The 14,161-nt window shown below is 39.4% G+C and carries 13 protein-coding genes; 10 read left to right on the plus strand and 3 right to left on the minus strand.

What is annotated here, in order from left to right; genetic code table 11:
• The first annotated feature begins 202 nt into the window (after window positions 1-202).
• Complete coding sequence (locus A923_RS0111365) at window positions 203-532, plus strand: VF530 family protein (RefSeq protein ID WP_017221806.1); 330 nt, start codon at window positions 203-205, stop codon at window positions 530-532.
• 139 nt (window positions 533-671) lie between these two features.
• Here A923_RS0111365 and A923_RS0111370 read toward each other — a convergent pair whose 3' ends face one another.
• A complete protein-coding gene (locus tag A923_RS0111370) occupies window positions 672-1,094 on the minus strand; it encodes a hypothetical protein (RefSeq protein ID WP_157532836.1) in 423 nt (140 codons plus the stop codon).
• Window positions 1,095-1,434: 340 nt separating this feature from the next.
• Between A923_RS0111370 and A923_RS0111375 the strand changes: the two genes are divergently transcribed.
• The 8 genes from A923_RS0111375 to A923_RS0111410 all read left to right on the plus strand — a co-directional run bounded on the left by A923_RS0111375 (window position 1,435) and on the right by A923_RS0111410 (window position 10,280).
• The gene (locus tag A923_RS0111375; protein ID WP_017221808.1) at window positions 1,435-2,835 is read left to right on the plus strand and encodes an aldehyde dehydrogenase family protein; all 1,401 of its coding nucleotides are present in this window, start codon (window positions 1,435-1,437) and stop codon (window positions 2,833-2,835) included.
• A gap of 49 nt (window positions 2,836-2,884) precedes the next feature.
• A complete protein-coding gene (locus A923_RS22245; protein WP_017221809.1) occupies window positions 2,885-4,111 on the plus strand; it encodes an iron-containing alcohol dehydrogenase in 1,227 nt (408 codons plus the stop codon).
• Window positions 4,112-4,191: 80 nt separating this feature from the next.
• Window positions 4,192-4,341, plus strand: coding sequence for a hypothetical protein (locus A923_RS23005; protein ID WP_017221810.1), 150 nt, complete (start codon window positions 4,192-4,194; stop codon window positions 4,339-4,341).
• 447 nt (window positions 4,342-4,788) lie between these two features.
• Complete coding sequence (locus A923_RS0111390) at window positions 4,789-6,753, plus strand: NHL repeat-containing protein (RefSeq protein WP_017221811.1); 1,965 nt, start codon at window positions 4,789-4,791, stop codon at window positions 6,751-6,753.
• Window positions 6,754-6,865: 112 nt separating this feature from the next.
• Complete coding sequence (locus A923_RS0111395) at window positions 6,866-7,237, plus strand: hypothetical protein (protein ID WP_017221812.1); 372 nt, start codon at window positions 6,866-6,868, stop codon at window positions 7,235-7,237.
• Between the two features lie 96 nt (window positions 7,238-7,333).
• The gene (locus tag A923_RS0111400; RefSeq protein WP_157532838.1) at window positions 7,334-7,816 is read left to right on the plus strand and encodes a GFA family protein; all 483 of its coding nucleotides are present in this window, start codon (window positions 7,334-7,336) and stop codon (window positions 7,814-7,816) included.
• 232 nt (window positions 7,817-8,048) lie between these two features.
• Window positions 8,049-8,936, plus strand: coding sequence for a DUF302 domain-containing protein (locus A923_RS0111405; RefSeq protein WP_017221814.1), 888 nt, complete (start codon window positions 8,049-8,051; stop codon window positions 8,934-8,936).
• Window positions 8,937-9,383: 447 nt separating this feature from the next.
• Window positions 9,384-10,280, plus strand: coding sequence for a LysR family transcriptional regulator (locus tag A923_RS0111410; protein ID WP_017221815.1), 897 nt, complete (start codon window positions 9,384-9,386; stop codon window positions 10,278-10,280).
• 85 nt (window positions 10,281-10,365) lie between these two features.
• On the opposite strand, the gene A923_RS0111415 is transcribed toward A923_RS0111410, so the two are convergent.
• The gene (locus tag A923_RS0111415) at window positions 10,366-11,361 is read right to left on the minus strand and encodes an HlyD family secretion protein (protein WP_017221816.1); all 996 of its coding nucleotides are present in this window, start codon (window positions 11,359-11,361) and stop codon (window positions 10,366-10,368) included.
• Entirely contained in the window at window positions 11,361-11,678 is a 318-nt protein-coding gene (locus A923_RS0111420) for a DUF3302 domain-containing protein (RefSeq protein WP_017221817.1), read from the minus strand. The genes A923_RS0111415 and A923_RS0111420 overlap by 1 nt, the downstream gene beginning before the upstream one ends.
• Before the next feature lie 341 nt (window positions 11,679-12,019).
• On the opposite strand from A923_RS0111420, the gene A923_RS0111425 reads away from it, so the two are divergent.
• Window positions 12,020-14,014 carry a bifunctional metallophosphatase/5'-nucleotidase gene (locus A923_RS0111425; protein ID WP_017221818.1) on the plus strand — a complete coding sequence of 665 codons (1,995 nt, stop codon included), beginning with the start codon at window positions 12,020-12,022 and terminating at the stop codon, window positions 14,012-14,014.
• Window positions 14,015-14,161: the final 147 nt, after the last annotated feature.

The raw sequence follows: 14,161 nt of genomic DNA on the forward strand, positions 1-14,161 counted from the left end.
TGTTATAACATAACAATTAATTGCGAAAGAAAATATTCAAATATAGTATTATTTTATTAAATGTAAATTGGTTGCCTTAAGCTCATTGGGGACATTCGCTTTTCCATAAAGTTATTGGTGCACTTTTACCTGAGTTAAACGCATAAGTCTGTCAATATTTAGGAAACTTGTTACAATGCTATTTTTTGATTTTAGGTAGACTATGAATAATAGTAATGATCCGCTACAAGGCGTTAAACTTGAACAGATTCTAACCGAGCTAGAGAAGAAAATTGGTTGGGAGAAGATGGGTGAGTTACTTAATATTCGTTGTTTTACCAATAAAGCGCGTCTTAAATCAAGTTTGAAATTTCTGCGTACAACCCCTTGGGCACGCAGTAGAGTTGAAATTTTATACCTAAAAACATTTTGTAGTAAGCATAAAGAAACGGGGAAATTAATCAGGGCGATACTCGCTCAGAATACAGCAGTAGCAGAAACGACTTCCACCAAGCCCGCTCCCTTTGTTTGGCCAACATTGAAAGAAAAATAGACTTATGTGACACTGAATACATAAATATTTGAAAATCTTGTATGCTTTTATCTACAGGCGGCATGATGTCATTCGCAAATTTTCGATTATATCTCTGCTGTTAGCGGTTAAACGCTAAGTCTCAGAAATTTAAAAAGCCTTAATCTGATATGTTTATATCGTGATTAAGGCTTTTTTTGTGGCCATTATTTAAAACCATCTTTATTGTGATCTGTTTTTTTAACTTTGCTATTTCAACTTTTAATGCTTTATGCTCACGTCTACGATTAGTTTCCAGATGATAATAATATTCAACAAATTCTTTATATGACGTGCTTCTCAGCGCTAAAACACACAACAATGGGAATAAAATACTAATCACGTGTAAAGGCCAAAATTCCAACCCAGCATGCATAAAACCGCTTACAGCTAGGCCAAGTTGAAATGCACAATTATATGTATTCCATTTAGAGAAAAAAGCTAAGCCATGAATTACTATCATGCTATTAGGTATACAAACCCATAGTGTCATAATACAAACTGAGGCGATCCCATATTCGGCTATACCGACACGATCAAACATATTAAACATCATGTCAAAAATGGTTATTAATAACCCCCCTCCTATCATTAGCAACATACTAACTACTACTGGGCGGCACTTCACCCTTATTCACGGGCTTTTTTATTTAACGGTTCTGACCCCCTTAAGTTTGGTGTTTTATATATCCCCTCATTAACACTCCTTTGTTCGTTGCAATTATTCTATGCGGTGATTTTATCCAATAGATTAATAAAACTAAATCCACTTCTAAATAACAGTAAATAGATAAAAGCCGACCGCATGGTTAGTATTGTTTCATCGAGAAGCGCATAGGCGTTACTTCTTATTCAATACGATTCCCTTATTAGAGGTCGACAAAATGAACATATTTAAAACACAATTTGATGCCGTGAGTAACGCGCTCCGTAACACTCCTGTTTCAACGCTTGTACAGCGCTCTGAAAAACTTTTATCACTAAGATCTCAACTGGTTTCATCAACGCCTGCTTTAATTGAATCGTTAAGCCTTGATTACGGGCATCGAAGTGCGCAAGACACACTTGTTGCTGACATCATGCCTTGTATCTCGAACATTGATTACACGCTTGAACATCTTTATGAATGGTCTGCACCTTCTCATCGTGAGCCTGGTACGTTGCTTGCGGGTACTTCAGAGGTGCAAGTTATCTACCAACCTAAAGGGGTCGTGGGCATTATTACGCCGTGGAATTTCCCTATTCAACTCTCCGTCGAACCCCTCATCGCCGCAATCGCTGCCGGTAATCGCGTCATGATTAAGCTGAGTGAACTCACCCCTAATCTAAATGCGGTGTTGAAATTGTTGTTAGCAAGCGTATTTGATGAAACTGAAGTAATGGTGATGGAGATGATTGAAAAATCAGGACCTGCATTTAGCGCGTTACCATTTGACCATCTATTTTTTACGGGCTCACCAAGAGTCGGTAAGTTAGTGATGAAAGCGGCGGCGGATAATTTAACACCTGTGACATTAGAACTAGGCGGGAAATCCCCGGTTATTATCGATGATGAAATCGCGTTATCAATGGCAGTCGAGCGCATTATTCTCGGCAAGAGCCTAAATAGTGGGCAAGTCTGTGTCGCCCCTGATTATGTGTTAATTCCTGAAGGTAAAGAGCAGGCCTTTATTAAAGAGTATCAAGGCCAGTTTTCACTGTTATACCCTGAAGGTGTTGCTAGCGAACAATGGACATCCATTGTCAATACGCCGCAATTTGAACGTTTAGCGAACTTATTAGACGTTGAAATAAAGCAGGGTAAAGCAGTGATCCCAGCCCATGAAAATGCTGTTAATGCAGCAGCACATCGCATGGTGACTCATTTTGTAATTAATCCTGAATTAACATCAACTGTGATGCAAGAAGAGATATTTGGCCCTATTTTACCGATTATTACTTACCAACATCTAGATGAAGCAATTGCGTTAATTAACAGTAAAGACAAACCCCTTGCATTGTATTTAATGTCTGAGAATGAAATGTTGCAAGAACATATCAAACACACGATGCATTCGGGTGGCATGTGTATTAATGATGCTATTTTCCATATTGCTGCGGATGATGCACCGTTTGGAGGAATAGGGGGGTCGGGCATGGGTAACTACCACGGTAAAGAAGGTTTTATTACCTTATCACATGCTAAAACCGTCATGAAAACGGGTAAAGCACATCACATGAAAGCGTTATTTATGGCCGGTGAAAATGAATTTAAATCAGCTGTGGCTGCACACTTTAACCTATAACCATTGAGGGCACGGATGCCAAAGTTATTACTAATAAAGAGGTTCCCAAATGAGTATTTCAACATGTCACTTTACCGTTAAAAAACAAGTTTTTATTGGTTATGCAAAACTAATGAAACCTATCTTCAATCGCCTTCAATTTCCAACACCAGAAGTGATAGCCAATAACCAAGCACTGGCGGATATGGTCGAACAGTTACAATTAAAAGGCATCAAACGTCCGATGATTATCACTGACAATGTCTTTAGCACGTTACCGGCTTTCCAGTTGCTACTAGATGTCTTTGAATTGACTGATATCGAATATAGTGTTTTTGATGAGGTCGTGCCCGATCCTGATTTTTTGGTTATCGATAAAGGTATTAATGCCTGCAAAGCGCATAACTTTGATGCCGTTATTGCGATTGGTGGCGGCTCTTCGATTGATGCGGCTAAAGTCATTAATACCTGTGCATTTAATGATGTTAAAGCAAGAAAGGTTGTTGGCATGTTCAAAATTAAGCATAAAGGGGCTTATTTTGTCGCAATTCCGACCACCTCGGGTACGGGGTCAGAAACAACGATTGTGTCAGTGATGACAGATGAGAATGATCATCAAAAGAAACCGGTTGTGAGCATGAAAATTGTGCCAGACATGGCGGTTTTAGACCCTCGATTAATGGTCGGGTTACCGCCACATATTACCGCTGCTACGGGTATGGATGCCTTAACCCATGCGATGGAATCGTATTTAAGCCTGTATTCGACACCTGAGTTAGATAAGTTAAATTTAATCACGATTCGAGATATTTTTAGTTATCTTCCAGCATGTTATGGTGACCAGTCTGGTTCACTTGAACATCGTTTAAAAATGGCTGAAGCATCCCATAATGCAGGGGTTTCCTTTACGCAAACCAGTGTGGGTTGGGTGCATGGTATTGCGCATCAACTGGGCGCGTTTTATAAAATGCCTCATGGGCTTGCTAACGCATTAGTACTGCCACATGTTTTAAAATTTTACGTGCCAGCGGCGACCAAGCGTATGGCTGAAATGGCCGATGCTATTGGTATTACGCAAGGCAGTGACTTACAAAAAGCCAATCAGTTAGTTGATCGCGTGAGCGCCTTGTGTATTGAACTTAATATTGAAGTGAAACCCGGGATGATCAAATTCATGGATTTAAAAGTGATGAGTAAAAATATTATTAATGAGGCGTATATGAGCCCGTACCCTGTGCCTCGATATTTTGAGTCTCAACATGCACTTGAAGGTTTTATTTACACGATTTTTAAATAAAGACCCCGCGATTTTCAACAAAAGCAGAGCTTATTGATGCGCTTTATATCTTTATCAAGTCAGGCTTCCCATTTTTATCAGTGCCAGAAAATGTAAGTATTGAAGAACAATTATCTTTTATGTGGCGTAATAGCTTTTTAGGTAAAAGCTATTACGCCGTTATCGAACTCTACGACATGGTCGCTAAAGGCCTGGCTGACAACCAGATAGCATATCAATATTCTCGTTGAGTCGATTGAAACACAATTCATATCGACGGCATTATTGATACATGCACAAAATGAAATTAGTGTAGAAGATTATATTGAAGAAAGTTTACAGATCATGTTAGGAATCATGAATATTTAGGCATTAGCTATTGTCTCTTTGTCGTTACTTAACTATTAGGTTTAGTGACGGCTCACCTAGTTAAAGTTTAAATGCTCATCACCCCAACTCCACTGTTACTGATTATCCTGCTCATTGTAACTCACTGTTAGCCCGTCTGTTCAATCTAGATTCATACCGATCTTGGATCACCGGTTGATTGCTGAATGAAACTAAATCCACATTTTAAGGCTGTTGATTGTTGCCGAACGTACGGTTGGTTATTATGGCATCACTTAGAGAGAGCGGGGATAACCCATTGAAACTCCTCTTGTTGAGCTTATAAACTAACTATTTTACAAAGGGTTACTATGAAATCATCTAAACTAGCACTTATCATTCCAGCTGCAATCCTATTCTCAAATGGCGTTCAAGCAAACGCCGATGTTTCATTCAATGCACATGTTGAATCAGATCATCATCAAGTGACAGAATCAAACGTTTCATTATGGGTTGCACAAGCGGGTCAATCACCAGTGATCATTGCTCAAGGCAAAAGTGGTACTACCGGTGACATTAAATTTACAGATATCGAGAAACAAGCGGGTGGTGTTTATTACCTAACGGCGAAAGGCGGTAAAGTTGATGGAAAAACCGTTAACAACTACAGCAGTTTATCGATTCTTAACCATGAGCAACAAGGTGATGTGGTAGTCAATGAAATTACAACAGTCGGTTCAATTTGGCCAAATGCACAATTGTTATCAGCTGAAGGTGGTTTAAGTGGTTCAAAAAATGGGTTACTCATTGGCTCTGAGCAAGTGCAGAATCTAACGAATGTACAAACAGGTAGTTTTGGTGACACGGCATTAAACGGTGATAACTTAACTAACTCTGAAACGATAGGTCGAATGAATACCTTAGCGGCATTAACCACATTATGTGGTGCAGAGCAAAGCCGTGATAAATGTGATGACTTTTTAGAAGTAACATCAAGCGATAATACCATTGAAGCGTTAGTTAAAATTGCGAAAACACCTTATATGCACAATGCTGAGCTGTTTGACTTATTTAAGACAGCTTATACCTACCCTAAAGGTGAGCAACGTCGTGATACAGATTATTTACCTTACCTAAGCTACCAACCTGAAGATTTTGCATTAATGGTACGTTTGAATGGCGGTGGTATTTATTCTCCGGGGCGTATGATGTTTGATAACCAAGGTCAATTATGGAGTGGTCAAAACTGGATGCCAGGCTCTCAATCGGGTTTGAATACTGCGATTGGTGGTGGTGTGATTCGTTTAGCTGCAAGTGGTAAAGCGTTATCGCCAGCATTAGTGGGCTATAACGGACAAGATTTAGACGGTATCGGTTGGGGGACAACGGTCTCTTCAGATAAAGTATGGGTGAGTACGTTTAATGCAAAAGTAGGGGTATTTGATTTAAATGGCAACGTATTAGGTCCTGCAACCATTGACGGTCCTAATGGTCAATTACAAGGGTTAGCGACAGCGCCAAACGGTGACGTATGGGTTGCTGATAATCAAATGAATCAAATGATTGTCTTCCCTGATGGCGATTACACTAAAGGCCACATTGTTAAAGTACCTGGTTTAAAGCGTCCATTTGCGGTTGCTGTTGATAATGATAACGTGGTTTGGGTGACAAATAACGGTTCAATGACGGTAACACGATTTGAAGCCGGCAAGCCAAATGAGGCAATGCAAATTAAAACAGGTATTGCACCACGTGGATTAGCAATTGATTCAAAAGGTAATGTTTGGGTCGGTGCGAATTTATCACCAGGTTACCCATTACCAAACATTCCAAAAGGGTCGAGCATCATTGATGAGTTCCGTATCTCAATTGATAACATGTTTGCACATCAAGCAGAGATCCCTAAAACAGGCAATGTAACGATGATTTCTCCAGATGGTAAAGTATTAAAATCTAACTTATTAGACAAAGAAGTTTACGCAGCTTGGGGGGTGAGTATTGATGGTGGTGATAACGTATTTGTAGGTGATTTCTTAGGCACTGGTTTTATCCAAATACGCGGAGACAATACAAGTAGCTATGCTGGTGATGTGAAAATTGGCGAAAAAACGCACGCTTACAAAAGTGGCATCATGCAAGAAACCACTGACACCATGATTGATGATGCAGGTAATGTTTGGGTCGCAAACAACTGGAATGTTATCCCTGCATTACTTGATAAAAACCCAGACCGTCGTACAGCAACTATGGGGGGTGGTAATGGCATAGTAGTGGTTTACGGTATTGCACAACCTGTTCAAAATCCATTGATTGGTCAAGTTCGCCCAGTAAACTAAAACATGATAAACACACAAAAAAGAAGCTGAATAGTTAATATTCAGCCTCTTTTTTTAGAATCAGCTTAATAGCATTAACCATTTTTAATATTAACCCTAAAGGTGAAAACACATGAATTCATTATTAACGAGTACATTGTTATGGGGCGGAATCATTACCCTTACCGCTGGCTTGCAAGGCATCATTCTTGATAAGTACTTACAGTTTAGTTATAAAACATCTATCACAGAGCCCATGGGACGCTTGTTCTCACGTATTTGGGGGTTTAATACTTTTATACTTGGGGCATTAATGATTACAGCGTCTCAAAACCCAGCACTGGTAACGGTCATCACAATTGCGGCTATTTTCTCAAAAACGTTATTAGTAGGCTCTATTCTGTTGACTGAACGTGGTTCACTAAGATCCCCAATGAAAGCGATTATTGGTGTTGACACTCTGATGGTAGTGCTACTCATTTATGGTCTTACTGTGATTAGTTAAGTAAGCGGGAATAAATAATAATCACAAGGGCCTTCTTTCAAAGGAAGGTCATTTAATTAATATTAAATGTCAGTATCAGAAAGTAAGGGATATAACGTGCCGTTAAAAAATATAATCAAAGGTCAGTGTTCTTGTGGTCAATGTCAATTTGAACTAGAAGGGAGAGCTCTATTTCGTATCATTTGTCATTGCAATATTTGCCAACGATACAATCAAGGACAATATGCAGACAATACTATTTTCAAAGTAAAAAAGATGAAACTAAATGATCCAGAAAGTAATACTTTTGAGTATCATCGGTTACCTAAAATGGTTTCTCGTGGCCGATGTTCGCAATGTTCAATGCCAACAATTGAGAAATTTACACTTATCCCTCAGGCTAATATCGTTATTATACCCAATGCGAATTTACCTAAAGAGTATTTATTGATGCAGCCTGCAGCTCATATTTGCTGTGCAACGAAACAGTCCCCCATTAACGATAACATTAAAAAAATCAATGGTGATTTAACGAGTCAATTAGTTTTTACTGGGCTTTTATTTAAATCGTATTTTTTCGGTCCCATTAATAATCATTAATAATCATTAATGATTATTCATATTTCACTCTATGACAGCAGCCCCCTTTGAAGCTTATAACCCCTATAAAGCGATTCAAATTTAAACGGGTATCGCCCTAGACATTTAGCTATCGACTCGCAAGGATATATATTGGTAGGTGCTAATGATTCTCTGGACTAGCTTCTTCTTGCTCCCCGCGCTGTTGCTATGACACGTGAAACCTAAATTTAGATTATCTTAAGGCAATATTATGACACTCATGAAACAATTATTTACATTCTCTTTAACGGCTAGTGCGACGCTGTTAACAGCATGTTCTCATCTTCCTGTCGCTGAAATTCGTTACCAGCAGTCAGACGCATTTGTTGAGCAAATATCAAAAAACATCAGTGAAGACCCAACCTTAACTGAAACACTACAAATTGATCATTCTCGATTAGCAACCGCTGCGGGCGCTACTTTTGCGCCGACGCGCGTGATCATGTTTGATAATGATGCGTTAGAGTCCAAAATATTAAAACAAAACCAGCAATTAGCATTAGCATTACCCTTAAAAGTATTAGCCTATGAATCTGCTGAAAATGGCCAAAGTCATATCATTTGGAATGATATGAGTTACCTTTCTAGTCGCTACAAAATGCAATTTAGTGATGATATTGAAGATGAATATGATCTTTCAATGAAAAGTGCAGTAAAAGGCATTACTTCTAATCGTATTGAGACCTTCTCTAATAATACGATGACAGATGATGGCATCATTACTTTAAATAGCAAATTAACCTTTGAAGAATCGGTTATAAAAGCGACCAAAGCGATTAAGGGTAATAGTGATGTCGTCATTTTTGATACCATCGATTACCAAGCAAAAGCGAAAGCGCAAGGTGTTGATATTAATAAAACAACCTTGATTATGTTCGGTGCGCCTAAACCAGGAGGGCAATCAATGGATGGGTCACAAACACTAGGATTAGATGCTTTCCCACAAAAGTTCTTAGTGTGGCAAGACGAGCAAGGAACACACGTTAGTTATAATAAATTGACGGCGATGGCTGACCGACAAAATGTGCATAAAACAATGTCGTTGAGAGTCATTCAATATCGACTTAATAATACATTTGAAGCGACTTTTGAGCAGTGAGTAATACAACAAGCGTATTTTATTCGTCGTAATATGTCACTCTAAATATAACTTGGTAAAATAATTAACCAAGTTATGTATTCACCAACCAGTTAGCCCGAAAGTTCCACAGACCTCCTCTTCGCGACAATCTTCTTTAAAATAATTCACTTCTGTTGTTGATCTATTTGCATTACATCTTAATTAATATCTTCAGCATCATTTTATGGACATATTGACCTTGAGCCTGAATGTACTCGTTTCTGTTTAATCTTTATTGTTATAAAAAGTGATTAAACGGAATGAGGTATAACCCAGACTTTGATGAAGTCGCGCTAATATATCGTACTTGTTTAGACTATATTGATGAGAGGTAGAAGTGATGATGAAAATTTAACCAAGCAACTTCATCATTTAATTAAATCGTTAAATAAAACCGATAAATAAAATCAATAAATGGAATCTCGCATGGATTTAAATCTTTTAAAAACCTTTGATGCTGTAATCAAGTCACAGAGTGTCAATGAGGCAGCAGAAATACTGCATATTACGGCGCCCGCAGTGAGTCATGCGCTTAATCGTTTACGCGATCATTATCAAGACCCGCTTTTTATCCGTAAAGGCAGGGGCATTGTACCCACTAATTATGCATTAGAGCTTCATGCTGAAATTCAAGAGCCACTTTCGCTATTATTAAACGGTGCTAATCTACGAGATGAGTTTGACCCTAAAGCGAGCCAGCGAACGTTTAGGATTTCGAGCCATAAAGACATTGATGTTATGTTAGTGCCTCATCTCATCCGTTATAAGCAAGAACACTCCCCATATTTAACGGTGAAAGCCGATGTTGAACACCTTAATGAAATGTCGCGACAAGAAGATTTAGTTCGCCGTAAGGTCGATATCGTATTAGCCACCGTGCCATTAACTGCTCACGGTTATAGCAATGAATTATTATTCGAAACCGAACTCGTTGTTACGGCGAGCAAATCCCATCCTCGTATCCAAGATACATTAAGTACTGAAGATTTTAGCCGTGAATTACATGTTGTTTGGCAAACAGAGCGATTGAATACGTTGTTATTAGAGTCGGTGGTCAGTGAAATGCTGCCTAACCGAAAAGTGGCTTATGCGACAGGCTCTACGATCACGGCATTAGCCTTAGCTGAAGATACTGATTGGCTTTGTGTTAGTAGCCGTTGGCATGCTGAAAAATATGCAAATGCGTTTGGTTTAAATATATTTGAAGTGCCATTTGAGGCGAAGAAAGTACCGGTATATATGACTTGGCATAACTCTCAGAATAAAGACAATGGCCATCAATGGCTAAGAAATGCGATTATTGAATCTGTAAAAAAGATTTAAGAAGGGAATACTAAAATGAGGGTTACCAGTGGGTAATCCTCATTTATGTGCAGTTATTGATGGTAGTTATTCTGTTGATTAAGAGTTAGCCTTGGAATACCCAGTTTTCCCAACTTTGCATGCGTAGAATGATTTTACGTACCACACTAAACATCTCCCATTGTGGTGAATAAACGGCGACGTGTGCATCTGTGCCCGCTGGTATCGGTACCCCCTTTAGCAGAGAGGGATCATCGATAACAATTTTAGTAATAATACGGCCATTTCCTTGTGTATTCTCAGCGGCCAGCATTTTTCCTGATGGCATGAATGAGCCTTGTGCAAAAATATCATTAACTTGTACCACGTGTGCTTTAAAAGCATGCCCAGGGAAAGTATGAAAGGTCACTTCAGCGGGGTAACCTGCTTTAATGTAACGCGCCGGTGCTTGAGGAAACGCTGCAAATAATTGTTTATCTTCTTTGTGCACGAACGTTAAATTACCTTGGAATGGCTTGGTACGGCTTTTCATACCTGGGCGAAGACCAATTTGAGTAACGTAACCGTCAGTCGGTGCAACCACCGTTGTGCAGTCCAAGTTAAACTCTGCCAGTCTCAATTGCGATTGATACTTAGTTAAATTCGCTTTTTGTTCTAATAGCTGAGTTTGAACGTTATCTACATTTTCTTGAGAAGAAAATCCTTTCGCGCCTAATTTTTTGTAACGAGTTAGCTCTTTGTTATAGAAGTTAACCGCTACCTCTGTTCTTTTTATGTCTGCATTAACACGTGCTACTTTATCGCTGAAGGGGGTTTTATCTATTTGATATAATGCATCGCCTTTTTTCATTGGCTGGTTAGGTTTAACGTAAACATCGGTGATTAATCCACTCACCTGTGAGGTAATTGGCGTTGTGATGCTAACCACGCGTGCCATTCTTGAAACGGGTTGGTACATTGCCATATAAAGAAAAATCCACCCCATTAGCAGCAGGCCAATGACCGATGCGGTTGTTATGGTCCACTTATTTTTTGGCAGTTTGAATACTTTGAAAGTAATAATACAAAGTGCGATATAGCTTAATAAAATAAGCGTTTCCATTATGATGCTTCCTGTTCAATTTTTTCAATACGTTTAAGTAAAGCTTGATATTTCAATTCGTCGGAATGGTCAGTTACACCGAGCCATTTTGGTGTTTTACTGTCATACATTGAGGCCCAAATCCATAAAAAAGGCCACAATACATGCAGGAAAAACAAGCTGACCCAACCCGCTATATGAATTGCTTCTGCATGTGGATGGCTGCGTTTTTTTGCCATTTCATAAGGGATGTCATGGATGATGATAAGCCCGTAAATAAGTATTAATAAAACTGTAAATAAGATGCCTAGAGAAAGGTAATCAAGTGTTAAGTTCATCCGTTGTGCCTCGCTATTAATGTCGAGGTATAATATTGAGATCACATAACGGCTACAAATAGCAATGCTAAGAAGTGGAATTAGTTTGATTCATTAATTAGCCGATATAAGCATTGAAAAGGAATAATATGGTTAGATTATTAGCATAGAATAATGAAAAAGCTTTAATCTGATGTATCGTGATTGAGCTTTTTTTGTGACTATTATTCAATAATTCAGCCTCGCTTAGTGGTATCGACCAGTATGTATATTGCTTGATACATTATTATTGGTATAGTGCTGTAGCAATAGTGCGGCTAGCTTATGCACTTAACCTTAGTCTCTGATCGAAAAGGAATATCATGATATTTTCAAAACCATTAACTGCGCGTTTAACCGCTGTCTCAGTTGCCTTATTATTAGCAGGTTGCGCGCAAACGTCACAACAAGATGAAGTCTTTAACCTAACTGTTGCACATATCAATGATACCCATTCTAACTTCGATCCTGTTAAATCAAGTTTTACTGCCAACGGCGATACTGTGTATAACGAATTTGGCGGTCATCCACGTTTAAAAACCATGTCTGACGAATATAAGCAGCAAGCACTAGAAAATGATGACAGCTTTTTATTCTTACACGGTGGTGATGCGTGGCAGGGCAGTGCGTACTTTAAGTTGAACGAAGGTGCGATGAATGCTGATATCTTAAGCCTGTTCGGTATCGATGCGATGGCATTGGGTAATCACGAATTTGATTTGAACAATAGCAAGCTTAATCAATTCATCAGTGATGTTAACTTCCCGGTATTGGCGGCAAACATTGATGCTAGTGAAGATGCGGATTTAAAAGACCAAACCAACTTACGTCCTTTCATGGTTTATGCGTTTGATGGCAATGAAAAGACAGCTATGACTGATTTAGACAATTTACCAACAGATAAAGACTTGGTAGCCGTATTTGGCTTAGCGCTGGATAACATGCCTAATATTGCCCCGAATACCGGTGATATTAAATTCTTAAATATGGTGACATCTGCGCAAGCAACCGTTGATATGTTGAAAGCCAAAGGCGTGAATAACATTATCGCCCTCACGCACATTGGTAATGCGGTCGACGTTGATGTAGCGAGCAAAGTAAATGGTATTGACTTGATAGTGGGTGGTCACTCACATACCTTGTTAGGTGACTTCACTAACCTAGGTTTACACAATAACGGCACGTATGCGCAGATGGTAAAAAACCCTGACAGCATAGGTCAAACCTGTGTGGTACAAGCGGGTGAATATGCGCAAGCAATTGGCCGTTTAGCAGTGAGCTTTAACCAACAAGGCGACATTGTTAATTGTAATGGTCATAACGTATTGTTGAGTAACGATGAGTTCTATTCAAAGCCATCACGCCAAGACGATGAGAAGTTTGATAGCGCAGCTACGCAAGGTGTAGTTGAGTTTATTGACCAAGCAGAAAACATCACCATTACTGCTGAAGAAGCGGCAATGCGTCAACGTATTGATGTGAACTACAAGCCAGCTGTTGACCAAGCGTACGGTAAAACCATTGCCCAAGTGCCAGTAGAAATTAAACATGAACGCCGCCCTGGCGATCGTGGTAGCGATAAACACGGTTCTGATGTGGCACCTATCTTGGCGGAAGGCCAGTACTTCTGGGCCAATACGGCTGAAGTGCAACAAGTCACGGGCATGAAAGTTGATTTTGCTTTCATCGGTGCTGGTGGCATTCGTACTAACATTGACGCGGGTGAGTATCGTCAAGGTAACGTCTCGTTAGAAATGCTGCCATTTGCTAACTTTATGTCTGTCGTACCAGTGTCGGGCAAAGTGATTAAAACACTGATTAACGAGACGATAAGCGCCACATTAGCAGCTGGTTCACACGCAGGTAAATTCCCTTACGGCGGTCACATTCGTTATAGCTACACAGAAACAGTTGCGAACACAGCGGGTAAAGTCGATTTTGTTGAAGTGATGACGGGCACTGAAAATGCGCCAGTATGGACTGCGATTGAAGACAGCAAAACTTACAACGTCGCGTTAAACAATTACAACGCCACAGGTAACGACGGTTGGACGCCATTGTACGAAGCACAGAAGAACAGCTCTGAACGTGTTGATTTAGCATTTGTGGATGGCAAGTTAACTGGCTTTAAAGTAAAGAATATTGCTAAGGTTGGCAAAAAGTACAAAGTAAATTACCAAGGTGCTGCGCCAAACTGTAAAGCGGATAACACCGTCTGTAATACCGATGCGCAAGCAGTGATGAATTACATTGATAGTGAACGTAATACGTTAACGCCATTAGGTTATGAAGTGGTGACGTTTAATCGCGCGCAGTAATAGCGTCGGTTGTATAAGTCGTTGTTAGTCTCGGCCGTTTAAGTACATTTTAATCGTCTTGCAGATAAAAAAGTCCTCAGTCTTATTACCAGACTGGGGATTTTTTTTATCTTTAATGGCTTAACTCATGGCTTAACTCATGGGGTA

Source organism: Moritella dasanensis ArB 0140, from assembly GCF_000276805.1.
GTDB lineage: Bacteria > Pseudomonadota > Gammaproteobacteria > Enterobacterales > Moritellaceae > Moritella > Moritella dasanensis.